The organism is Stenotrophomonas sp. OVS01A (genome assembly GCF_019969775.1).
Classification (GTDB): Bacteria; Pseudomonadota; Gammaproteobacteria; order Xanthomonadales; family Xanthomonadaceae; genus Stenotrophomonas; species Stenotrophomonas indicatrix.
The window spans coordinates 887,456-909,960 of record NZ_JAHXYV010000001.1 but is presented as its reverse complement, the minus strand read 5'-3'; the positions used below and the strand labels follow the sequence as shown (position 1 = coordinate 909,960).

The window sequence follows — 22,505 nt, the reverse complement described above, 5'->3', positions numbered from 1 at the left end:
GGGCGCCCTGCACAACCGCGCGGGGCGGTTCAGAACTCCAGGTTGTCGATCAACCGGGTGGTGCCCAGGCGCGCGGCGATCAGGGCCACGCGGCCGCCGCCATCGAAACTCGGCTCGGCCAGCTCCGGAGTGCGCAGTACCGCGTAATCCACCTGGAAGCCCGCTGCCTGCAGCGCAGCGACGGCGTCGGCCTCGATGCGTTCACGCGCGTGCCCGGCCACATAGCCTTCGCGCATGCCCAGCAGGGTGCGGTGAAGGGTGGTCGCCAAGGGGCGCTGCTCGGCGCTGAGGTACTGGTTGCGCGAGCTCTTGGCCAGGCCATCCTCATCACGCACGATCTCGGCACCGACGATCTGGATCGGGAACGACAGCTCGGCCACCATCTGCTTGATGACCGCCAGCTGCTGGTAGTCCTTGCGGCCGAACACGGCCACATCCGGCTGTACCTGCAGGAACAGCCGCGCCACCACCGTGCACACGCCATCGAAATGGCCCGGGCGGCTGGCGCCTTCCAGCACCTCGCTGACGCCAGGCGCATGCATCTGCGTGGTCTTGTCCACGCCCAGCGGGTACATCGCTTCGACGCTGGGCAGCCACACCGCATCGCAGCCCACCTGCTCCAGCCCGGCCACATCGGCTTCGGGGGTGCGCGGATAGCGGCTGAAATCCTCGTTCGGCCCGAACTGTGTCGGGTTGACGAAGATGCTGGCCACCACCTTGTCGGCGTACTGCTTTGCCAGGGTGACCAGCGCGTGGTGTCCGCCGTGCAGGTTGCCCATGGTCGGCACCAGCGCCACGCGCAGGCCCTCGCCCTTCCACTGCGCGATCTGCGCGCGCAGCGCACCGAGTTCGTTGAAGGTCTGGATCATTGGGCGTACGCGTGTTCTTCGTCGGGGAAGCTGCCATCGCGCACGGCATCGGCGTAGGCACGGGTGGCGCCGGCCACCGAACCGCCTTCAGCCAGGAAGTCCTTGACGAACTTCGGGCGACGGTGGCCGCTGTCCAGGCCGAGGAAATCGTGCAGCACCAGCACCTGGCCGTCGCACTGCGGACCGGCACCGATACCGATGGTCGGCACCGGCACCGCGGCGGTGACGGCAGCAGCAACCGGGGTCGGCACGCATTCGAGCACCATGATGCTGGCACCGGCTTCAGCCACGGCCTTGGCATCGTCCACCAGCTGGCGCGCGGCATCACCACGGCCCTGGATCTTGAAGCCACCCAGGCGCAGCACCGACTGCGGGGTCAGGCCCAGGTGCGAACAGACCGGGATCTCGCGCTCGACCAGGTAGCGGATGATGTCGACCTTGAAGCCGGCGCCTTCGATCTTGACCATCTCCGCACCCGCCTGCAGCAGCTGCAGCGAAGCATCCAGCGCGCGTTCCGGGGTGGCATCGGCGCCGAACGGCAGGTCGGCGATCAGCAGCGCACGCTGCAGCACGCGGGCGACTGCGCGGGTGTGATAGACCATGTCGGCGACGGTCACCGGCAGGGTCGAATCGTGCCCCTGCACGACCATGCCCAGCGAATCGCCGATCAGGATCAGGTCGACGCCATTGGCATCGAAGGTGCGGGCGAAGCCTGCGTCGTAGGCGGTCAACATGACCAGCTTCTGGCCATTGCGCTTGGCCTCGGCCAGGGCGGGAACGGTCCAGGGCTTGCTGTCTGCGTGGGTGCTCATGTGCTGATAACCGGGGGAGATAACCCGGGCATTATCACCCTAACGGCGCGATCCCGCAGGCATCCACCCGCATCACTGCATCCCGTACGCGACCGTGGCCGGGAATGGCCAGATCGGCGGCGATTTCGGCCAATGGCACCAACACGAACGCACGCTCGTGCAGGTAGGGATGCGGCACCTTCAGCTCGGGCAGGTCCAGCACCTGCTCGCCGAACAGCAGCAGGTCCAGATCCAGCGCACGCGGCCCCCAGTGCACGGCGGGGTCGCGTACGCGGCCGAAGCGCTGCTCCAGCGCGAGCATGGCCTGCAGCAGCTCGACGGCGGGCAGATCGGTGTCGACCGAGGCCACTGCGTTGACGAACGGTGGCTGGTCCTCGTTGCCCCATGCCGGCGTCGCGTACAACCGCGAGGCCTGCGTCAGCCGGGTTCCGGGCAGCTCGTCCAGCGCGGCAATGGCCGCGCGGACGGTGTTGGCTGCGTCGCCAAGATTGGCGCCCAGCCCGATCCAGGCACCGGTCATGGATTACTCGGCAGCACCGACAGCTGCGCCATCGGGACGACGACGGCGACGACGACGCTTGCGCGGCGCTCCACCCTCCTCATCGCCGGCATCGCTGTGCAGGGAATCCAGCGACGAATCCAGCTCATGCCCGGACTGCGCCTGCGCTTCGCGCCAGAACGCGACGTCGGCTTCGTGCTCTGCCGATGCCACCTGGCGCAGGGCCAGGAAATCGAAGGCGGCACGGAAACGGGGGTGGCTGAGCGTGCGCATCACGCGCTTGCGCTGGCGCGAACTGAAGCGCGCCTGCAGCAGCCAGATCTCCTGCATCGGCAGCGAGAAACGGCGCGGCAATGCAATGGTGCTCAGCTGCTGCACGGTGACACGGTCGGCGGCACGACGCTGTGCCTCTTCCGGTGCGACGCCCTGCTTGAGCAGCGTTGCCTGCGCGCGGCAGTAAGCCGGCCACAGGAGCAGCGCGAACAGGAACGCCGGCGACACGGGCTCGTCATTGGCCACGCGTGCATCGGTGTTGGCCAGGCCCTCGACCAGCATGCGGCGCAGCGCGCCGGTGCGGTTCGACTTCAGCGCCTTGGCGCTTTCCGGGAACAGCACGTCGAACAGGCCGTAGCGTTCCAGTCCTTCGAAGCTGGCAACGCCATGCCCGGACAGGAACAGCTTCAGGACTTCCTCGAACAGGCGCGCCGGTGCGGCTTCGTTGAGCAGGCCGGCCAGCTGCGGGATCGGCGCGGCAGTGCCCTCTTCGATCTGGAAGCCGAGCTTGGCCGCCAGGCGGACCGCACGCAACATGCGCACCGGGTCTTCCTGGTAACGCTGCACCGGGTCGCCGATGAGCTTCATCAGGCGTGCCTGCACGTCTTCGAAGCCGCCGGTGTAGTCACGCACCGAGAAGTCCTCGATGGCGTAATACAGGGCATTGCAGGTGAAGTCGCGGCGGATGGCGTCGTCTTCGATGCTGCCGTACACGTTGTCGCGCACGAGCATGCCGTTTTCCATCTCGCGGTCGCCGCTGCCGTCATCGATGTTGGCACGGAAGGTGGCGACTTCGATGATCTCGCGGCCGAACACAACATGGGCCAGGCGGAAACGGCGGCCGATCAGGCGGCAGTTGCGGAACAACTGCTTGACCTGTTCGGGCGTGGCATCGGTGGCCACGTCGAAATCCTTGGGTTGGCCATTGACCAGCAGATCGCGCACCGCGCCGCCGACAAGGTAGGCGCCGAAGCCGGCATCGCGCAGTCGATAAAGCACGCGCAAAGCGTTCGGGCTGATGTCCTTGCGGGAGATCGTGTGCTGGTCGCGCGGGATGACGCGCAGGCTGAACGGTGATGTAGCAGAGGAAATGATGTTGGCGCTTCCGGTTGAAGTTTCGGGATTGCCCAATGGCATCGAGGTGCATATACTAGCGCTCCTGCACCGGCAGCGACACACTGCTCCCTTCGTCTAGTGGTTAGGACGTGGCCCTCTCAAGGCTAAAACAGGGGTTCGAGTCCCCTAGGGAGCACCAGTCGCCGCAGCAGGAACCGAAAAAGCCCGCCTTGTGCGGGCTTTTCTGTTTTCCGGATTCGTGTCGCCGACTGGGCTGGTCGCTTGAGCGCCTCCTTGTTCCTGCGAGGGAGGGGGCGGGCCACCCTGTCCTGGACACGCAAAAGCCCATCCATGGTGCTCGATGGCGCCATCCATGGCGCCAACGGTCCAGGACAGGGTGGCCCGCCCCCTCCTGACAATTCCCGCGCCGGCGGCAAGATCAAGAACAGCCTCGCTCCTCCGAAGCAGATCAGCCCGGACGCGCTTGCGTGTGTCCGCCACCCGCGATCTGTCGAGAGGCGGCAGGCCAGCCGATCCAGGACCGTTGGCGCCATGGATGGCGCCATCGAGCCCCCATGGATGGGTATACGGCGTGTCCTGGAGCGGCTGGCCTGCCGCCTCCCCTCGGAACAGGGAGGCGCTGAAACTCAGGCCAAGCCATCAGCCTTCCATCTGCTCCAGCTCCTTGCCCTTGGTCTCGCGCACGTAGCGGATGACGAAGATGATCGAGAGGATCGCGGCGACGGTGTAGATGCCGTACGCACCGGCCAGGCCGATGCCGGCCAGCAGCATCGGGAAGGTCACGGTGATCGCGAAATTCGAGGTCCACTGCGCCGCACCGGCCACGGCCAACGCCGGGCCGCGGATCTGGTTCGGGAACATCTCGCCCAGCATCACCCACATCACCGGCCCCCACGACATGTTGAAGAACACCACATAGACGTTGGCCGCTACCAGCGCCAACCGGCCCATGCCGTCGGACAGCTGCAGGCGCCCCTCGGCCAGGCTGCCGCTGGCGAAGGCCACCACCATCAGCACCAGGGCCACCGACATGCCGACCGAACCGACCCACAGCAGCGGCTTGCGGCCGATGCGATCGATCAGCACCACCGTCAGCAGGCAGGCGCCGATGCTCAGCGCACCGGACAGGACGTTGATCAGCAGCGCATCGCTTTCCGAGAAACCCACCGCCTGCCACAGCACCGCGCCGTAATAGAACACCACATTGATGCCGACCAGCTGCTGGAACATCGCCAGGCCGATGCCGACCCAGACGATGGGGCGCAGCTTGCCGGTGGCCTTGTTGACCAGGTCGCCGAATCGCGGCTTGTGCTGGTCCTGGGCCAGGCTGGCTTCGATCTCGGCCTGCTTGTTCACCGCGGCACGTTCGCCGTACAACCGGCCAAGCACCGCCCTCGCCTGCGCCTGCCGGCCCTTCATCACCAGGAAGCGCGGGCTTTCCGGGATCACCAGCAACAACAGCAGGAACAGCAGCGACGGCAGTGCCTGCATCCAGAACATCCAGCGCCAGGCTTCCTGCCCCAGCCAGAGCGGCTCGGTCGACGCACCCGCCGCCCGGGCCAGCAGATAGTTGCTGAGGAACGCTGCGAACAGGCCGCAGATGATCGCCATCTGCTGCACGGTCGCCAGCCGGCCGCGATAGCGCGCAGAGGCGACTTCGGCGATGTAGGCCGGCGACATCACGCTGGCCGCACCGACAGCGAACCCGCCGAGCACGCGTGCGCAGACGAACAACCAGGAGGCATGTGCAGCGCCGGCGCCCAGCGCCGACACCAGGAACATCACGGCCGCCACGATCAGCACGCCGCGACGTCCCAGCCGATCGCCAAGCCAACCGGCCACGAACGCCCCGATCGCGCACCCCAGCAGCATCGAGGCGACCTCGAAGCCGAGCGCGGCCTCGCTGGAGTTGAAGGCCTGGCGCAGGCCATCGACGGTGCCATTGATGACGCCACTATCGAAGCCGAACAGGAACCCGCCCAGGGTGGCGGCGCAACTGATCAGGACGATGAAGGCAGTGTTCTCACCGCCATTGGAGGCGGCACCGGGCTGGACTGGCGACATGAAGGATCCTGCAGGGAAGGGGGCCGACCGAAGCGGGCCGGCGGCCCTGGCAGCGTCGCACAGGGCGGGCACGCCGCCAAATGGGCCTCCGGGCCGCCCATCCGCCCCACTTTCACACGGCAACCGACACCGGGGGCCAACCTGTTCTAGAATTGGCAGGTTCAGAAAGCGATTCGCCCTCTACCCATGCCATTTGTCGTCACCGAAAACTGCATCAAGTGCAAACACACCGATTGCGTGGAAGTGTGTCCCGTGGATTGCTTCCACGAAGGCCCGAACTTCCTGGTGATCGACCCGGACGAGTGCATTGACTGCACCCTCTGCGAACCCGAGTGCCCGGTCAACGCGATCTTCCCGGAAGACGATGTTCCCGCCGGCCAGGAAGGTTTCGTCGCCCTCAATGCAGAACTGGCGAAGGAATGGCCGGTGCTGACCGTGCGCAAGGACCCGCCGGCCGACGCCGGTGAGTGGGATGGCAAGCCGGACAAGCTGAAGCTGCTGGAGCGCTGAGGCGCAGGCACCATGGCCCTGGTAGCTGCCAACCTTGGTTGGCACAAAAGCGCCGACCAAGGTCGGCCCCTACCACGACGGGTGCCAACCAGCAGGCAATGAAAAGGGCGCTCAGGGCGCCCTTTTCCGTTCTGGCCCTGGCTCTGGTAGCTGCCAACCTTGGTTGGCACAAAGGCGCCGGCCAAGGTCGGCCTCTACCACGGCAGGTACGAACCAGCAGGCAATGAAAAGGGCGCCCAGGGCGCCCTTTTCTGTTCCGGCCCTGGTAGCTGCCAACCTTGGTTGGCACAAAAGCGCCGACCAAGGTCGGCCTCCACCACGGCAGGTGCGAACCAGCGGGCAATGAAAAGGGCGCCCAAGGCGCCCTTTTCTGTTCTGGCCCTGGTAGCTGCCAACCTTGGTTGGGACAAAGGCGCCGACCAGGGTCGGCCTCTACCACGGCAGGTGCGAACCAGCAGGGTCCGCACCCGCCCAACCGGCCATCACGGGGCCAGCTTGGCCTTCAGCGCGGCAATCAGCTTCACCGGGGCTTCGGCGGTGGCCGGCAGGCCACGCGGGTCGACCGCGGAGATGTAGGCACCGGCGTCGACGGCGACCACGCGGACCAGGAAGTTGCTGCCTTCATAGGCCACGTCGTACGAACCCAGCAGCTGCGCGCGGGTAGCGATGGTCAGGCCTTCCACGCCTTCCAGCGCGGTACCGACCTTGGCGAAGGCTTCATCCTTGCTGCCGGCAATGGTGAAACCGGTGGCGCTGACGGCGGGGGCAGCGGCGGCCGGGGTGGCCGGCTTGGTCGCCGAGCTCAGGGTCGGCACCTGGTTGTTGCCGGCGCCTGCCGGCAGGTTCAGGTCCGGCGGCACTTCCAGCGGACGCACTTCCGGGGCCAGAGCGTAGTCGCCCTTGACGCCACGCTTGAAGCAACCGGTGGTGCCGGCTGCGGTGGCCACGGCAAGGAGCGCGAAGGACAGCACGCGGACGGCGGAAACGGATTGGCGCATGTGAATCTCCTGGATCAGACCAAGACGGAAGGTCAGTGGCTGGAAAGGGCTTCGAGGGCGGCGATATCGCCGGCGAGATGGTCGGCGGCAGGCGCGTGTGCGGCCGAAAGCGGCAGCAGCGGCAGGCGCAGATCGTGACCGATGCCGATCCGACGCAACAGCGCCTTGACCGGAATCGGGTTGGATTCGACACCGCAGAAGTCATGGAACGGCTGCAGGCGAGCGTCCCAGGATTCAACGGCTTCGTGGTCGCGGGCAGCGGCCAGATCGCACATCCGGCGATAGGCGCCGGGCAGCACGTTGGAACCGACCGAGATCAGACCGTCCATGCCGGCCTGGATCGAACGTGCGGCCGTGCCGTCATCGCCGGTGAGCACGGCAAAGGTCGGGCTGCGCAGGTCAAGCAGTGCCCGCACGCGGCCGGTATCGCCCACCGCTTCCTTGATGCCGACGATGTTCGGATGGCTGGCGAGCTCGGCCACGGTCTCCGGCAGCATGTCGCAGCCGGTGCGGCCGGGCACGTTGTACAGCACCACCGGCACTCCGGCCTGGTCGGCGACCGCGCGGTAATGCGCGATCAGGCCAGCCTGGGTCGGCCGCACGTACGGCGGGGTGACCACCAGCGCGTGGGTGGCGCCAAGCGCGGCAGCACGGCGGGTCTGTTCGATGGTTTTGGCGGTGCCGGACAGGCCGGTACCGGCCAGGACCGGAACGCGGCCGGCAATGCGTTCGACCGCGCTGGCCAGCAGCTGGTCGTACTCCGCATCGGACAGGGTGGCTGCCTCGCCGGTGGAGCCGGCAACGACAACGCCTTGGACGCCGCCCTCCAGCTGCAGGTGCAGCAGGCGCTGCCAACCGTCGGGGTCGAGTGCGCCGTCGGCCCGGAAGGGGGTCGCCAGCGCGGTGATGAGGCCGGAAAGGGACAAGGACGTGCTGCTCTTGGCTGGGGAGGGAAAACGTCCGCCACGGAAGGGCGCGGGCGTTCTGAATGTTACTTGCGGCGCGAAAGCACGGGCAAGTATGCTGGACACCGGTGGATCCCCGCCTCTGGCGGGCATTCAGACTAACGCATGCATTACCCGGAATCGCCTTGACCGACACCACCCCGCGCCCAGCGCCGAGCGAAAACCACCTCCTGATCAACGCCTATACGACGCATCCGGAGTCCCCCCTGTTGTCCGTCACCCGCCGCATCGCCGACAGCGGGTGCAATCTGGTGGATGCACGCCTGGCCACCGTGGGCCGCGATGTCTCGGTGACCGCGCTGGCCACCGGCTCCTGGGATTCGGTCGCCAAGCTGGAAGCGATGCTGACCCGGCTCGAGCGCGAGGAAGGCCTGAAGCTGGTGTGGTATCGCACCGAAGCCAAGCAGGCGCAGTCCAACCTGCTGCCGTACATCGTCGAGGTGATCGCCGCCGACAAGCCGGGCATCCTGTTCCAGCTGGCCGATTTCTTCGACCGCCAGGGCATCACCATCGAGACCCTGCAGAGCACGCGCTACCGCGCCATGCAGACCGGTGCGGAAATGTTCAGCGCACAGGTCACCATCGGCGTGCCGGCCAACATGCATATCGCCGCCCTGCGCGATGATTTCCTCGAGTTCTGCGACCACTTGAACCTGGACGCGATCATGGACCCGATGAAGTTCTGATTGAAACCCTGATTCTTCGCGCGCTCCTCACGGGCGCGTGGCGTTTCATGCAATTGTCGTAGAAAGAACCCAGGCTCGACAGAAGGACCTCATGAACAACGGCGATACCCTGGACAGCACCACCCTTTCCCTGCCGCTGGCGCTGTCCGGCGGCGCCCAGGCCACCCTCGGCGATTACGCCGGCCAGTGGCTGGTGCTGTACTTCTACCCCAAGGACAGCACCCCGGGCTGCACCACCGAGGGCATCGACTTCAACGCACTGCTGCCCGACTTCAGGAAAGCGGGCGCGGTCGTGCTTGGCGTCTCCCGCGACTCGGTGAAGTCCCACGACAACTTCTGTGCCAAGCAGGGCTTCGCGTTCCCGCTGGTCAGTGATGCCGACGAAGCGCTGTGCAGCGCCTTCGACGTGATCAAGATGAAGAACATGTACGGCAAGCAGGTACGTGGCATCGAGCGCAGCACCTTTCTGATTTCCCCCGACAGCCGCATCGTGCAGTCATGGCGCAAGGTCAAGGTCGCCGGCCATGCCGACGCCGTCCTCGCCGAACTGAAGGCCAATCAGTCCAAGTGAGTCCCATCGCCCACTTTGTCCGCCACCACCCTGCCCTGCAGCAGGCCGTGGTGGTTTTTCCCTGTCCGTAACCAGGAACCGATGATGACCCGAGGCAAGCGCATCTACGTGCTGGATACCAACGTGCTGATGCACGATCCCACCGCGCTGTTCAAATTCGAGGAGCACGATGTCTACCTGCCCATGCAGGTGATCGAGGAGCTGGACAACGGCAAGAAGGGCACGACCGAAGCGAGCCGCAATGCCCGCCAGGTCAGCCGCTTCCTCAACGAACTGGTGCAGGCTTCGGGCCTGGACAACCTGGCCGAGGGCATTCCGCTGCAGCGGCCGCAGGGCCTGCAGCTGCGCGGCAAGCAGAGCGTGGGCCTGCTGCGCTTCCAGACCAGCCATTTCGACGCGGGCAAGAGCTTTGGCAAGGTCATCCCGGACAACGCCATCCTCGGCGCGATCCTGGCGCTGAAGGAAGAAACGCCGGAGATCCCGGTGGTGTTCGTCTCCAAGGACATCAACCTGCGCATCAAGGCGGCCATCGCCGGCATCGTCTCGGAAGACTACGAGAACGACCGCGCGCTGGACGATTTCAGCCTGCTCTACACCGGCGCCACCGAGCTGCCGGAAGACTTCTGGAAGCGCCACGGCGAGGATCTGCGCAGCTGGAGCGACAAGGGCCGCACGCACTACGAAATCCTCGCCCAGGACGGCGAAGAGTGGTACCCGAACCAGTACGTGTACCTGCCGGGCGAAGACGAAGTCGAGCTGCGCGTCAGCAGGATCGTCGGCGATGGCAAGGTGGTGTTGTCGCTGGTCGATGACTTCCGCCACGGCAGCCATGCCGTGTGGGGCATCAGCGCGCGCAACCGCGAGCAGAACTTCGCACTCAACGCACTGATGGATCCGGAGATCGACTTCGTCACCCTGCTCGGTACCGCCGGCACCGGCAAGACCCTGCTGGCACTGGCCGCCGGCCTGGCGCAGACGATGGACCAGCAGCGCTACCGCGAGATCATCATGACCCGCGCCACGGTCAGCGTCGGCGAGGACATCGGCTTCCTGCCCGGTACCGAGGAAGAGAAGATGACGCCGTGGATGGGCGCACTGACCGACAACCTGGAAGTGCTGACGCACAACCAGGAAGGCGGCACCTGGGGCCGCCAGGCCACCAACGACCTGCTCGCCAGCCGCATCAAGATCCGCTCGATGAACTTCATGCGCGGCCGTACGTTCCTGTCGCGTTACCTGATCCTGGACGAGGCACAGAACCTGACCCCCAAGCAGATGAAGACGCTGATCACCCGTGCCGGCCCCGGCACCAAGATCGTCTGCCTGGGCAACGTCGAACAGATCGACACCCCGTACCTGACCGAAACCACGTCGGGCCTGACCTACGCCGTGGACCGCTTCAAGAACTGGCCACACAGCGCGCACATCACGCTGCGTCGCGGTGAACGCTCGCGGCTGGCCGATTACGCCTCGGAGGTGTTGTGAACCGCTGCACCCGTCTGCTGCTGCCATCGCTGGCGGTCGCCATTGCCACGCTGCTCGGTGCCTGCGCGACCACGCAGGGACCGGCCAGCGTGCCGACCACAGAACGCAGTGGCCAGTCCTGGGTGGTCACCCGCCCGATCATCGCCGCGCAGGTGCTCGACACCTGCTCGCGCCCCAGCCCCGGCCGCGAGGCCGGGCGGGTCAGCGGCTACTGGGCACCGAGCCGGCAGCAGGTGGACCAGCTGGAAGCGAAGCTGGCATCGCTGGAAGCGCAGGTGCCACACGTGCTGGATTTCGATCGCCAGTACGTCGGCATCGAGCTGGACGGAAAGCAGGTGATCTACATCAACGCGTTCCATCTGCCTGAAGACAACAGCCTGCGGCCCGCCCGCGAGGCGGTGCGGGTCTGCGATGGCGGCGCGCAGTTCTGGGGCGCGGTCTTCGACCCGGCCAGCGGGACCTTCAGCGAGCTGCAGTTCAACGGCGGCTTCGGCGGGCCCTGAGGGGCCTGCCATGGGAATCCGCCTGCCCACCTGGGTCTGGATCGGCGCGGTCGCCCTGTCGTGCGTGGCCGGCATGGTCAATGTGGTTGGCTTCCTCGGTTTTGAACACCAGGCGGTCAGCCACATGACCGGCAGCACCAGCCAGCTCGGCATGGCACTGGCGCAAGGTGACTGGCGCGCGGTCGCCCATTTGTGGGGTCTGCTGATCGCATTTTCGCTGGGCGCGATGGTCAGCGGACTGCTGATCCAGGACAGCGCACTGCAGCTCGGCCGGCGCTACGGCGTGGCGCTGGCATTGGAATCGCTGTTGCTGCTGGCGGCCATTCCGCTGTTCAAGCAGCATCAGATATGGGGCGCATTGGCGGCCGCGATGGCCTGCGGACTGCAGAATGCGATGGCCACCACCTTCAGTGGTGCCGTCGTACGCACCACTCATCTCAGCGGCATGTTCACCGATCTCGGCATCGGTCTCGGCCACCTGCTGCGCGGGCTGCCGCTGCAGATACGACGCCTGACCCTGAGCGGCCTGATCATCAGCGGCTTCCTTGCTGGCGGCGTGATCGGCGCCTGGCTGTTCGTACGCTGGCAATACGACGCCCTGCTGGCCCCTGCCCTGCTGACCGGCCTGACCGGGCTGGGCTATGTGTCCTACCAGCAGTGGGCGCGCTGGCGGCGTTGAGCATGGCGTCATCCACGCATGGCGTGGATCTACGTTGTCCATCCGATCTTTTCCGCGATATCCACGCATGGCGTGGATCTACTGACCGTCACCAGGAAGCTATCGAAGGCGGGGCGGTGTCGGATTGCGGGGTGTCCGCGCCATGGATGGCGCGGCCAAGCCTACAAGGACGTACTTGCGGCGTCCCCGCAATCCGACACCGCCCCGCCTCCCCCGCAGAAATCCAGAGCCGCTGTTGCTGTTGCCCCGGCTTCTGCCGGTGCCGGGCGCAGCCCGGCCGGCACTACCCCCTGGCAAGGCAGCACGGCACAATCGCTGCATGAGCCCGACCACCCCTGTTTCCGCCCTGACCATTGCCGGTTCCGATTCCGGCGGCGGCGCCGGCATCCAGGCCGACCTGAAGGCCTTCGCCGCGCATCGCGTGCATGGGCTGTCGGTGATTGCCGCACTGACCGCGCAGAACACCCGCGGCGTCCGCGCCGTGCACGTGCCACCGATCGACTTCCTGCGCGCGCAGATCGAAGCCTGCTTCGACGACTTCGACATCCACGCGGTGAAGCTGGGCATGCTGGCCAACGCCGAGGTGATCCACGCGGTGGCCGATGCACTGGAACGCCATCGACCACCGCACGTGGTGCTCGACCCGGTGATGGTGGCCACCAGCGGTGCGCGCCTGCTGGAGGACAGCGCGCTGCAGGCAATGCGTCAACGGCTGCTGCCACTGGCCACCCTGGTCACCCCCAATGCACCCGAAGCGGAGCTGCTGGTCGGCCGCAGCATCGCCGATGGCAACGACGCAGAGCGGGCCGCCGCCTCGCTCCTTGATCTGGGCGCCGGTGCAGTGCTGTTGAAGGGGGGGCACCTGCACGAAGGCAACCGCGTGGTCGACCGCTACTTCGACGGCGTCAGCAGCGAAGAATTCATCCATGCCCGCCTGCCACTGGATGCGCATGGCACCGGCTGCACGCTGGCCTCGGCCATCGCCGCGCAGCTCTGCAACGGGCTGAGCCTGGCCAATGCCTGCGAAGCCGGCATCGACTACGTAGCGCGCGGATTGCAGCAGGGCTATGCGCCCGGCCGCAGCGAGGTGCTGGTACTGGACCACTTCGGCGCGGCGCCCCACGCATGAGCGATTCGCCACGCGCGCTCACTGTGAACAGCGGCGATGGCCACCGTTTCGACGTGATCGCCTGCGTGCCCGCACAGCCGCTGGCACGGCTGTTGTGGCTGCCGGCGCTGGGCGTGGCCGCGCGCCACTACGTACCACTGGCGCAGGCACTTGCAGCCAAAGGCGTGGCGGTCTACCTGCACGAATGGCGTGGCAATGGCAGCAGTTCGCTGCGCCCGTCGCGCAGCCAGGATTGGGGCTACCGGCAGATTCTCGACCACGATCTGCCGGCCAGCCAGGCCCTGCTCGCCGATGCCGATGACGCGCAGGAGGTACTGCCATGGATCATCGGTGGCCACAGCCTGGGCGGGCAGCTGGCCTGCGTGCACGCCGGACGCCAACCACAGGCGTTCGATCGATTGTGGCTGGCCGCCAGCGGCACACCGTTCTGGCGCACGTTCCCGCCACCACGCGGTTGGCTGCTGCCACTGATCTATCGCTTCCTGCCGTGGATCGCGCGGCGCCAGGGCGTGCTGCACGGGCGCCGGCTCGGTTTCGGCGGCACCGAAGCACGCGGACTGATCGCCGACTGGGCACGCGTAGGGCTGAGCAATCACTACGCCGCCGCAGGCATGGACGAGGACCTGGATGCGCAGATGGCGCGCGTGCACGGCAGTGCGCAGGCGGTGCTGATGGAAGACGATTGGCTGGCGCCAAGCGGATCAATGCAGGCGCTGCTGGCGAAACTGCCGAATGTCGCCTCGGAATTACGCGTGCTTTCTGCGCAGGAGCTGGGTACGCAGGCCGATCACTTCGCGTGGATGAAACACCCGGAGGCTGTCGCAGAGGCGTTTTTCATTCAGTTGGGTGAAAATTTTCACAAAAGCGTTGACGACTCGCGCCGACATCCGCATAATTCCGCTCCTGTCGCAGGGCGCCCGTAGCTCAGTTGGATAGAGTACCTGGCTACGAACCAGGCGGTCGGGAGTTCGAATCTCTCCGGGCGCACCACTCGACAGACCTTCAGCATCCGCCGCTGGAAGTGCAGTAAAATTTGATTGTGTACCGCGCGCCCGTAGCTCAGTTGGATAGAGTACCTGGCTACGAACCAGGCGGTCGGGAGTTCGAATCTCTCCGGGCGCACCACACACGATCAACACAACAAGTTTATGTAATTGGCGCCCGTAGCTCAGTTGGATAGAGTACCTGGCTACGAACCAGGCGGTCGGGAGTTCGAATCTCTCCGGGCGCACCATTACACCGAAACAGCAGGCCCCGGCCCGCTGTTTTTTTATGTGTGTTTTTCGGCAGGGCTGCGCCCTGCACCTGCAGAGGCCACTGCACAAGCAACAGCAACAGCTGGCATTCCGTGGGATGGCGGGGCGGTGTCGGAGTGCGGGGACGCCGTAAACCCGTCCATGGGGGCTTGGCCGCGGCATCCATGCCGCGGACACCCCGCACTCCGACACCACCCCGCCCCTGACAGATCACCGCGATCTGCGGTAGATCCACGCCGTGCGTGGATGAATCTCCATCGAGTTCGAGTTGGAGTTCGAATATTTCAACAATTGATCGAAGAGCATCCACGCATGGCGTGGATCTACCGTGTCGACCAGGGTCGACACCCACCAACCGCACCAGCACCGACAGATCGCCGGAAACCTGTCGAAGGCGGGGTGGGTCCGGTTGCGGGAGTGTCCGCGGCATGGATGCCGCGGCCAAGCCCCCATGGACGGGTTTACGGCGTCTCCTGCAACCGGACCCACCCCGCCTCCCCACAGGAAACCAGCTTCTGCTGTTGCTGTTGCTGTTGCTGTTGAGGTTGCCGGCCAGCGGCCGGCACTACTGCAGGTGCAGGGCGCAGCCCTGCCGAACCCTACCCCTCTGCCATCGCCTGCCACCATTGCGCCAGCAGCTCCGGCCGCCGCAGGCGCTCGCGCCACCAGCGCAGGGCCGCGCCATCTTCGCCGGTGCGCCAGGCCAACCAGAAGGTCTCTTCCGGCTTGTGCTCCTCGACCTCGCGGATCACCAGCTGGCCGCGCGCCACCGCCGCGCGCGCGCAGGGCTCGGGCAGGAAGCCGAATCCCAGCCCCTGACACTGCAGCTTCAACTTGCTGGCCATGTCCGGCACGGTCAACGTCTCCTGGCCCATCAACAGCCCCACCGTTCGTGGCAGCAGCCGCCGCGCCGAGTCGGACACGGCGATCGCGCAATACGGCGCCAACTGCTCGCGGCCCAGCACACCCGGTACGGACGCCAGCGGATGCCCGGGTGCCACCGCAAACACAAAATCAACGCTGCCCAGCGGCTCGACCACGTAGCCCCCGCCACTGGGACCCTCACCGGGAGCCGCGACCAACAGGTCGGCGCGCCGGTCCAGCAGCGCTTCCCAGGTACCGGACAGTGCTTCGCCAAACAGGCGCAGCCGGGTGGGCGCCGCCACCTCGCGGAACGCGGCGATATCCGGCCCCAGCAGCCAGGTCGGAAATACCGAATCCACCGCCAGGGTCAATTCCGCCTCCCAGCCCGAGGCCACCCGCCGCACCCGCAGCTCGAGCTCCCGGGCCGCACGCAGCAGGTGCCTGCCCTCCTCCAGCAGCGCGCGCCCGGCCTCGGTCGGCTCCGCCCGCGGGCCGATCCGGTCGAACAGCTGCACCCCCAGATCCTCTTCCAGCTTGGCCACGGTGTAGGAAATGGTCGAAGGCACCTTGTGCAGGGCCTTGCCGGCGCCGGCAAAGGAGCCTCGACGGTCGATCGCGTCCAGGATCTGCAGGGCATCGAGGCTGAGCTTGAGCATTCGAAATTTTCGATGATGGCTGTCAAAACTATCCGTTTTTCAAACCCAAGGTGCAAGCGGATACTTCTCTTCAACGGGGAAACACAGCGGCTACCCGCACACCCCGCCCCATCGAAACGATCGAACAAGGAGATTCCATCATGCTGCAGATCCGCAAGAGCGCTACCCGTGGCCTGGCCGAGCATGGCTGGCTGTCCTCGCGCCATACCTTCTCGTTCGCCAGCTACTACGACCCCCGCTATGTGAGCTTCGGCCCGCTGCGGGTCATCAACGAAGACAAGGTGATCGGCGGCCAGGGTTTCGGCACCCACAGCCACAGCAACATGGAGATCGTCTCCTACGTGCTGGGCGGCGCGCTGGAACACAAGGACTCGATGGGCACCGGTTCGGTGCTGCGCTACGGCGACGTGCAGCGCATGAGCGCAGGCAGCGGCGTCAGCCACAGCGAGTTCAATCATTCGGCCAGCGATCCGGTGCATTTCCTGCAGATCTGGATCTTCCCGGAGGCCGAGAACATCGCGCCGTCGTATGAGGAGACCCACTTCACGCCGGAGAGCAAGCGCGGCCAGCTGCGCCTGATCGCCTCGCCGGATGGCGCCGATGGTTCGCTGCACATCCATCAGGATGCGCGCATCTTCGCCACCATCCTCGATGGCGAGCAGAAGCTGCACCATGCCCTGGCTGCCGGCCGCGGCGCGTATGTGCAGGTGGCGCGTGGCCAGCTGCAGGTCAACGGCATCACCCTGGAAGCGGGTGACGCACTGCAGGTCAGCGACGAGGCACAGCTGACCCTGGAAAACGGCAACGACGCCGAAGTGCTGGTGTTCGACCTGAAGCTGTAACCAGCATGCCCGCGATGCCATCCGGCATCGCGGGCATGTCCTGTTGCAACGCGATCAGAACTTGTACGTCACTGCCAGCCGCACGTTGCGCGGCTCGCCCCAGGTGTAGGTGCTGTACCAGCTGAAGATCGTGTAATAGCGCTTGTCCAGCAGGTTGTTGACGTTGACCGTGGCCGACAGGCGATCGTTGAACTGGTACCGGGCCATGGCATCCAGCAGCCAGTACGGCTGGGTGCGATGAACCACCGACGTGCCACTGGCCGGGTTGGTGATGTCGCCGAACGTGGAGTCCTGCCAGCGCGCACCGCCACCGACGGTCAGGCCCTGCCAGTCACCGCGCAGGCGGTAGCTGGTGTGCAGGCTGAACTGGTTTTCCGGCTCCAGCGTGGTCACCTTGCTGCCGGCCTGGCGGGCGATCTTGTGCGCAAAGCCACCCTGCACCTGCCAGCCCTCGGCCAACTGCCCGGACATCTCCAGTTCGTAGCCCTTGGTGCGTACGCCCATCAGTGCGCGATAGGCGTCTTCTCCGTTGGGCGTTTTGCCGCCTGTAGGCTGGGCGAAATTGTCCTGGTCGAGCTGGAACAGTGCCGCGCTGGCATTGAAGCGGCCGTCGAGGAACTCCGCCTTCAGGCCCATTTCATAGCTGCGGCCTTCCAGCGGATCCAGTGCCTTGCCCTGTTCATCGCGTTCGCTGTGCGGCTTGAAGATGGTGCTGTAGCTGGCATACACCGAATAGTGCTGGCCAAGGTCGTAGACCACGCCGGCATAAGGCACGAACACGCCGGTCTCGCGCGTCTGCGGCGAACGGTAGCTGGCCAGGCGGCTGCCGACGATCACCTTCAACGGGTCGGCTACGTCGAAGCGACCGACCACGTACAGGCCGTTCTCGCGGGTCACCTCATTGTTGCCATAACCGCGCTGCCATTCCGGCTCCGGGATGTCGCCCTTCCAGCTGTTGTAGTCGGCAACGGCGGTCGGGTACCCGGGCTGCGGCGAATAGCCGGTGTTGGTCCAGCGCTTGCGCGAGGCACTGCCGCCGACCACCAGTTCATGCTGGCGACCGAACAGGCCGAAATTGCCGCTCAGATAGAAGTCGGCCGCGTTGCTGACCGTCTTGCCGACGTACTTGCCCAGCCACAACGAGACGCCTTCGCCGGTGACCGGATCGGGATTGCCACCGGCCGCACCGGCCAGTGCCGCATCGTAGCCGTTGACCTGATGGTTGAGCTGCAGCTTGGCTACCCAGTCGTTGTCGAAGGTATGTTCCAGCGTGGCAAAGCCGGTGCGCACGTATTGGCGCCAACCGCTCCAGCGGGTGCCGTTGTTGAACGAGCGCGGCATGTCGTTGAAATTGCCCTGGCTGTCCAGCAGCGGAATACCGCCCCAGGTCGAGCCCTTGGGATCGCTCTCCAGCACGTCGCCACCGACTGTCAGCAGCGTGCGTTCGCCCAGATCGGCTTCCAGCACGGCATAGCCGACCTTGCTGGTGCGCTGGTAGAAATCCAGATTGGAATGCTTGTCCTGCCAGGCACCTACCGCGCGCCCGCGCACGCGGCCATCGGCGGTCAACGGTCCGCCGACATCGACTTCGGCACGGTAGTCGTCCCAGCGGCCGACGCCCAGCGTCGCACTGCCAGCAAATTCCTTGCCCGGCTTCTTGCGCACCAGGTTGATGGTCGCGCCGGGGTCGCCCATGCCGGTCAGCAGGCCGGTGGCGCCCTTGAGCACTTCGATGCGGTCGTAGATCGCGGTATCGCTGAGCGTATTGCCGGCCGAGTACGCCGAGTCGCGTGACATCGGAATGCCGTCGTACTGGAAGTTCTGCACGGCAAAACCACGTGCGTAGTACTCGGTGCGCTCACTGTCGTACGTGACGATGCTGATGCCCGGGGTCACCCGCATCACGTCATCGATGCCATCCAGACCGAAGTCGTCCATCTGCGCGCGGGTGATCACGCTGATGGTCTGCGGGGTCTGCCGAGGGGTCAGCACCAGGCGGGTGGCGGTGGCGATGGTACCCGGCGTGTACGCGCCGCTGCCCTCGGTGATGGTGCCCAGCTGGTTGGCGGTGACCTGTACGGTCTGCAGCGTCTGCGAGGGCGTCTTGCCCTCTTCTTCAGCCGGCGCCGATTGCGCCGAGGCGGCGCCGGCAGTGGCCAGTGTGGTCAGCAGAAGACCATTGGCAAGGGCCTTCGCCAATGGGCGGCGACGCAGGGACAGCACGGAAAAACGAACAGGCACAGACGACACGACGGGACCTCCACGAAGGGGTGGGATCCTCTGGCGGCGGCTCGAGGGGAAGGGGGGAATGCGGCCAAGGGCCGCCGGCGCAGGAGTTTACTCTCCTGCGCCCCCGCTGTCGTGGGGTGGCGCCAGTGCCTGACCAGGGACTTCTGCCTGGCGCTAGTCAGCCGTCGACGGCAGCCACGCCCTCCAGGATCAGTGCTGCCACTTCGGAGGGATGCGAGGCCAGCGAGGCATGGCTTGCCTCCAGCTGCAGCAGGCGCTTGGGCTGCATGCGTTCGGCCATGGCCTTCTGGTTCTGTGGCGCGATCATCCGGTCCTGGCTGGAAAGCTGGTACCAGCTCGGCTTGTGCTTCCACGCCGGATCGCTGATCGCATCGCCGAAGGTGCTGGCCAGCGGCGCCTTCTGGGTCACCGCCATCACCCAGCCTTCGTCGGCGCTGAGGTCCTGGCAGAAGCTCTCATGGAACTTGTCGGCACGCAGCCACAGATAGCCATCGCTGTCCGGGGCGAGGTTCGGTGCTGCTTCGGGCAGGTGTTGCTGGGTGATGCCACCGGGGCTCTCACCACTGTCCGGCGCGAATGCGGCGATGTAGACCAGCGCCTGCACATTCGGCTGGTTGCCGGCTTCGGTGATCACCGCGCCTCCGTAGGAGTGCCCGACCAGTACGACCGGGCCATCGATCTGGCGGATCATCCTGCGTGTCCGCTCGGCGTCGTTGACCAGCGAGGTCAGCGGCAGTTCGACCGCCTTCACCTGGTCGTGGCCCTTGCGGTGCAGCTCCAGGATGACCTTGCCCCAGTGTGCGGCCCCGCCCCAGAACCCATGGACGAGGAGGATGGTCGGTGTGGTGCTCATGCGCTGATCTCCGGCGGCGGCCGGGCGGAATGCCGACCGTCGGGCTACTCTCCACTGATGGCGTTAATCAACGGTGACGCATCCGGACCACTGCATTCGTATGCGTCGCCCGATGTCATCCATGGCACTTGCCGATGGCTTCTGAAAACGTTTTCATGAAGAGGATCTTCTGGAGCCTTCCCCGCGCATGACGCCCTCTTCTCCCCGCGCCCAGCAGCACGCGACCCGCGCTGCGTTCTTCATTCCCGGCTTTGCCACCGCTGCCTGGGCACCGATGGTGCCCTTCGCCAAGGCCAAGGCCGGGTTGTCCGACGCCAGCCTGGGCGGGCTGCTGCTGTGCCTTGGCCTCGGCTCGCTGCTGGCGATGCCACTGGCCGGTGCGTTGACCGCGCGCCTGGGCTCGCGCCGGTTGATGATCGCGACCACGGCCTTGATCCTGCTCGCCCTGCCACTGTTGACGCTCGCCCCCACGCCGCTGGCACTGGGAGCAACGCTGTTCGTCTTCGGTGCGGGTGTGGGGGCGATGGACTGCACGATGAACATGCAGGCGGTGGCCGTCGAGCGCGATGCAGGGCGGCCGATGATGTCCGGCTTCCACGCGTTCTACAGCATCGGCGGCTTCATCGGCGCCGGCTGCATGACCGGCCTGCTGGTTCTCGCCACGCCCCTGTGGCTGGCGTCATTGGTTGCCGTGGCGGCGATGCTGCTGGTGGCCCTGTTGTCGGCACCGCACTGGCGCCCGCAGCGCATTCTGCATGACGGCCCGATGCTGGCCCTGCCGCACGGCGTGGTGCTGTTCATCAGCGTGCTCGCCTTCGTGGTGTTCCTGGCCGAGGGTTCGATGCTGGACTGGAGCGCGGTGTTCCTGGCCGAAATACGCCACGTGCCGCGCGACCAGGCCGGCGCCGGTTTTGCCGTGTTCACGCTGGCGATGACGGCGATGCGCCTGTTCGGCGATGGCATCGTCGAGCGCCTTGGCCGCACCCGTACCATCGTCATTGGCGGCATCACCGCTGCGGCCGGTTTCGCGCTGGCCACGCTGGTGCCCTCCTTCGCCATGGCGCTGGTCGGCTACGTGCTGGTGGGCCTGGGCTGCGCCAACATCGTGCCCGCCCTGTTCTCGATGGCCGGCCAGCAGCGCGCGATGCCGGAGAGCATTGCGATCACCGCAGTCACCACGCTGGGCTATGCCGGCATTCTTGCAGGCCCCGCAGCGATCGGCGCGCTCGCCCATGCCACCAGCCTGGGCTTTGCCTTCCTGTGCGTGGCAGCGATGCTGCTGGGTGTAGCGGCATCTGCACGTTCGCTGGCCCGCCGCCTGCCCTGAAGCTCAGCTGCGTGCTGGGGTTTTTGCGGGTGTGTCGACGCCATGCACCAGCCATTCGGCCTGGGCCGGCAACTGCGGTGCTGGACACGCGGCTTTCGGATGGTGCTCGTCGCGCGCCATCCAGTCATCGACCACTCCGGCCAGCAGGTCCAGCCGCAGCGGCAGGGTGATGTGATCTTCGCCGCGCATCTCGATGTAGTGCGCACGCGGATTGGCCTGCGCCAACGCGCGGCCTTGGCTGACCGGAATGTGCTGGTCGCCCTGCCCGTGCAGCAGCAGCACGCAGGCGCGGGTATCGGCCAGCGCGCGGGCAACATCCACCTTGTCCAGATCCACTTCGATGCGGCGGCTGGCGGCGGCCACCACCTGGTTGATGTCCTGGCTGCCGTAGCGCCAGCGTGCATACGAAGCGATGGCCTGTGCCTTCAACCCTTCCGGCTGCAGGGCCATCAGATGCGGAATCATGGTGCGGATCGCAACCCCGGCATTGGCGAACGATTCCATCGCCACCACGCCGGCGACCTGGTCGCCCAGCTTGTCGGCGGTGAACAATGCGGTGGCAGCGCCGTAGGAAACACCGAACAGGTACAGCGGGCCGGTCACTTCGCCGCGCGCGCGCAGTTCGGCGATGACATCCACAACATCGTCCGACTCGTAGGTGCCGTAGCCGGAGGGACCGGCGCCGGACTGGCCATGGTTGCGCAGGTCCAGGGTGATCACGCGGTAGCCCGACTCGGCCAGCTGCAGCGACCATGGCAGCATCGAATCACCGTTCATCATCCAGCCGTGCAGCAGCACCACAGTGCCGCGCGGCGCCTGCGCGCGGAACGGCTGCGGTACGGACAGGCTCAACCCGGTATCCAGCGGCAGGCCGTTCTGGTGCTGCTGCGGCAGGTAGTGGTAGCGCGCACCGTAGTCGCCCGGATCGAAAGCACGCCAGAAGATCGGCACGCCATCACGGCCCGGGGCAAAGCCATGCCGGTTCGGCAGCGCGGCCACAGCTGCGGCGATACGCGGTTGATCAAGCAGGGTCGAGACGCCACCGGGCGCGATCAGGCGGTCGCTGAGCGAGGTGGACGAGGCCGTCATCGAGGAAGAGCATGCAGCCAGCCACAGGCCGGCGCACGCCAGCAAAAGCAGCAGCAGGCGCTTCATGGGCAGTCAGGGGAAAAGTGCGACAGCGTGGCAGGTTAGCGGCCACGCCCGGCGCCATCTATCGCAGCTGGATGACGGGTTGATGACAGCGCAGGATCGATTCAGCTTGTCACAATGTCGCGACCGGCCAAAGCATTGATCCGGATCAATGAACGCCATCGCACGAATGGCCACAGTGCCGG

21 protein-coding genes and 4 tRNA genes are annotated in these 22,505 nt (G+C 66.3%); 14 read left to right on the top strand and 11 right to left on the bottom strand.

The genetic code is table 11. The features are described 5' to 3' along the window. Positions 1-29 precede the first annotated feature (29 nt). The 4 genes from panC to pcnB are packed head-to-tail and all read right to left on the bottom strand — an operon-like array spanning position 30 to position 3,584. Positions 30-869: a pantoate--beta-alanine ligase gene (gene panC, locus LC407_RS04330; RefSeq protein ID WP_032977891.1), complete on the bottom strand. Its 840-nt coding sequence runs from the start codon at positions 867-869 to the stop codon at positions 30-32. Further along, positions 866-1,681, bottom strand: a complete 816-nt coding sequence (gene panB / locus LC407_RS04325; RefSeq protein ID WP_025878796.1) for a 3-methyl-2-oxobutanoate hydroxymethyltransferase — start codon at positions 1,679-1,681, stop codon at positions 866-868. The genes panC and panB overlap by 4 nt, the downstream gene beginning before the upstream one ends. A gap of 34 nt (positions 1,682-1,715) precedes the next feature. Further along, entirely contained in the window at positions 1,716-2,201 is a 486-nt protein-coding gene (gene folK, locus LC407_RS04320; RefSeq protein ID WP_025878795.1) for a 2-amino-4-hydroxy-6-hydroxymethyldihydropteridine diphosphokinase, read from the bottom strand. A 3-nt stretch (positions 2,202-2,204) separates the two neighbouring features. Then, the gene (gene pcnB / locus LC407_RS04315; protein ID WP_223482253.1) at positions 2,205-3,584 is read right to left on the bottom strand and encodes a polynucleotide adenylyltransferase PcnB; all 1,380 of its coding nucleotides are present in this window, start codon (positions 3,582-3,584) and stop codon (positions 2,205-2,207) included. A 49-nt stretch (positions 3,585-3,633) separates the two neighbouring features. Here pcnB and LC407_RS04310 point away from each other — a divergent pair. Continuing rightward, a tRNA-Glu gene (locus LC407_RS04310) sits at positions 3,634-3,708 on the top strand. 461 nt (positions 3,709-4,169) lie between these two features. On the opposite strand, the gene LC407_RS04305 is transcribed toward LC407_RS04310, so the two are convergent. Further along, positions 4,170-5,594: a sugar porter family MFS transporter gene (locus LC407_RS04305; RefSeq protein ID WP_025879441.1), complete on the bottom strand. Its 1,425-nt coding sequence runs from the start codon at positions 5,592-5,594 to the stop codon at positions 4,170-4,172. Positions 5,595-5,780: 186 nt separating this feature from the next. On the opposite strand from LC407_RS04305, the gene fdxA reads away from it, so the two are divergent. Continuing rightward, positions 5,781-6,104 (top strand): ferredoxin FdxA, encoded by a 324-nt coding sequence (gene fdxA / locus LC407_RS04300; protein WP_005409054.1) that lies wholly within the window; start codon positions 5,781-5,783, stop codon positions 6,102-6,104. A gap of 482 nt (positions 6,105-6,586) precedes the next feature. On the opposite strand, the gene LC407_RS04295 is transcribed toward fdxA, so the two are convergent. After that, on the bottom strand, positions 6,587-7,102 hold the full coding sequence (locus LC407_RS04295; protein ID WP_025879442.1) for a hypothetical protein: 516 nt from the start codon (positions 7,100-7,102) through the stop codon (positions 6,587-6,589). Between the two features lie 32 nt (positions 7,103-7,134). Further along, the gene (gene dapA / locus LC407_RS04290; RefSeq protein WP_025879443.1) at positions 7,135-8,028 is read right to left on the bottom strand and encodes a 4-hydroxy-tetrahydrodipicolinate synthase; all 894 of its coding nucleotides are present in this window, start codon (positions 8,026-8,028) and stop codon (positions 7,135-7,137) included. Between the two features lie 164 nt (positions 8,029-8,192). Here dapA and LC407_RS04285 point away from each other — a divergent pair, with 164 nt between their 5' ends. The 10 genes from LC407_RS04285 to LC407_RS04240 all read left to right on the top strand — a co-directional run bounded on the left by LC407_RS04285 (position 8,193) and on the right by LC407_RS04240 (position 14,354). Continuing rightward, positions 8,193-8,753: a glycine cleavage system protein R gene (locus LC407_RS04285; RefSeq protein WP_025879444.1), complete on the top strand. Its 561-nt coding sequence runs from the start codon at positions 8,193-8,195 to the stop codon at positions 8,751-8,753. A gap of 91 nt (positions 8,754-8,844) precedes the next feature. Continuing rightward, positions 8,845-9,324, top strand: coding sequence for a peroxiredoxin (locus tag LC407_RS04280; protein ID WP_032977901.1), 480 nt, complete (start codon positions 8,845-8,847; stop codon positions 9,322-9,324). Between the two features lie 84 nt (positions 9,325-9,408). Beyond that, positions 9,409-10,809 (top strand): PhoH family protein, encoded by a 1,401-nt coding sequence (locus LC407_RS04275; RefSeq protein WP_025879446.1) that lies wholly within the window; start codon positions 9,409-9,411, stop codon positions 10,807-10,809. Then, entirely contained in the window at positions 10,806-11,312 is a 507-nt protein-coding gene (locus tag LC407_RS04270) for a hypothetical protein (RefSeq protein WP_025879447.1), read from the top strand. The genes LC407_RS04275 and LC407_RS04270 overlap by 4 nt, the downstream gene beginning before the upstream one ends. Before the next feature lie 10 nt (positions 11,313-11,322). Beyond that, complete coding sequence (locus LC407_RS04265; protein ID WP_223482252.1) at positions 11,323-11,991, top strand: YoaK family protein; 669 nt, start codon at positions 11,323-11,325, stop codon at positions 11,989-11,991. A gap of 319 nt (positions 11,992-12,310) precedes the next feature. Continuing rightward, the gene (gene thiD, locus LC407_RS04260) at positions 12,311-13,120 is read left to right on the top strand and encodes a bifunctional hydroxymethylpyrimidine kinase/phosphomethylpyrimidine kinase (protein WP_032977907.1); all 810 of its coding nucleotides are present in this window, start codon (positions 12,311-12,313) and stop codon (positions 13,118-13,120) included. Next, the gene (locus LC407_RS04255; RefSeq protein ID WP_223482251.1) at positions 13,117-14,043 is read left to right on the top strand and encodes an alpha/beta fold hydrolase; all 927 of its coding nucleotides are present in this window, start codon (positions 13,117-13,119) and stop codon (positions 14,041-14,043) included. The genes thiD and LC407_RS04255 overlap by 4 nt, the downstream gene beginning before the upstream one ends. Further along, positions 14,034-14,110, top strand: a tRNA-Arg gene (locus LC407_RS04250). The genes LC407_RS04255 and LC407_RS04250 overlap by 10 nt, the downstream gene beginning before the upstream one ends. A 58-nt stretch (positions 14,111-14,168) precedes the next feature. Beyond that, positions 14,169-14,245 (top strand) — tRNA-Arg (locus tag LC407_RS04245). A 32-nt stretch (positions 14,246-14,277) separates the two neighbouring features. Then, a tRNA-Arg gene (locus LC407_RS04240) sits at positions 14,278-14,354 on the top strand. A gap of 621 nt (positions 14,355-14,975) precedes the next feature. On the opposite strand, the gene LC407_RS04235 is transcribed toward LC407_RS04240, so the two are convergent. Next, positions 14,976-15,896 carry a LysR family transcriptional regulator gene (locus tag LC407_RS04235; protein WP_025878941.1) on the bottom strand — a complete coding sequence of 307 codons (921 nt, stop codon included), beginning with the start codon at positions 15,894-15,896 and terminating at the stop codon, positions 14,976-14,978. Between the two features lie 140 nt (positions 15,897-16,036). On the opposite strand from LC407_RS04235, the gene LC407_RS04230 reads away from it, so the two are divergent. Beyond that, entirely contained in the window at positions 16,037-16,738 is a 702-nt protein-coding gene (locus tag LC407_RS04230) for a pirin family protein (protein WP_025878940.1), read from the top strand. Positions 16,739-16,792: 54 nt separating this feature from the next. Here the strand turns inward: LC407_RS04230 and LC407_RS04225 are convergent, their stop codons facing one another. Both LC407_RS04225 and LC407_RS04220 read right to left on the bottom strand, forming a co-directional pair. Beyond that, the gene (locus tag LC407_RS04225) at positions 16,793-18,988 is read right to left on the bottom strand and encodes a TonB-dependent siderophore receptor (RefSeq protein ID WP_134832300.1); all 2,196 of its coding nucleotides are present in this window, start codon (positions 18,986-18,988) and stop codon (positions 16,793-16,795) included. 157 nt (positions 18,989-19,145) lie between these two features. Continuing rightward, positions 19,146-19,841: an alpha/beta hydrolase gene (locus LC407_RS04220; protein WP_223482250.1), complete on the bottom strand. Its 696-nt coding sequence runs from the start codon at positions 19,839-19,841 to the stop codon at positions 19,146-19,148. 187 nt (positions 19,842-20,028) lie between these two features. Between LC407_RS04220 and LC407_RS04215 the strand changes: the two genes are divergently transcribed. After that, positions 20,029-21,168 (top strand): MFS transporter, encoded by a 1,140-nt coding sequence (locus LC407_RS04215; protein ID WP_099783579.1) that lies wholly within the window; start codon positions 20,029-20,031, stop codon positions 21,166-21,168. Between the two features lie 3 nt (positions 21,169-21,171). Here LC407_RS04215 and LC407_RS04210 read toward each other — a convergent pair whose 3' ends face one another. After that, entirely contained in the window at positions 21,172-22,323 is a 1,152-nt protein-coding gene (locus tag LC407_RS04210; protein ID WP_223482249.1) for an alpha/beta fold hydrolase, read from the bottom strand. Between the last annotated feature and the right edge of the window lie 182 nt (positions 22,324-22,505).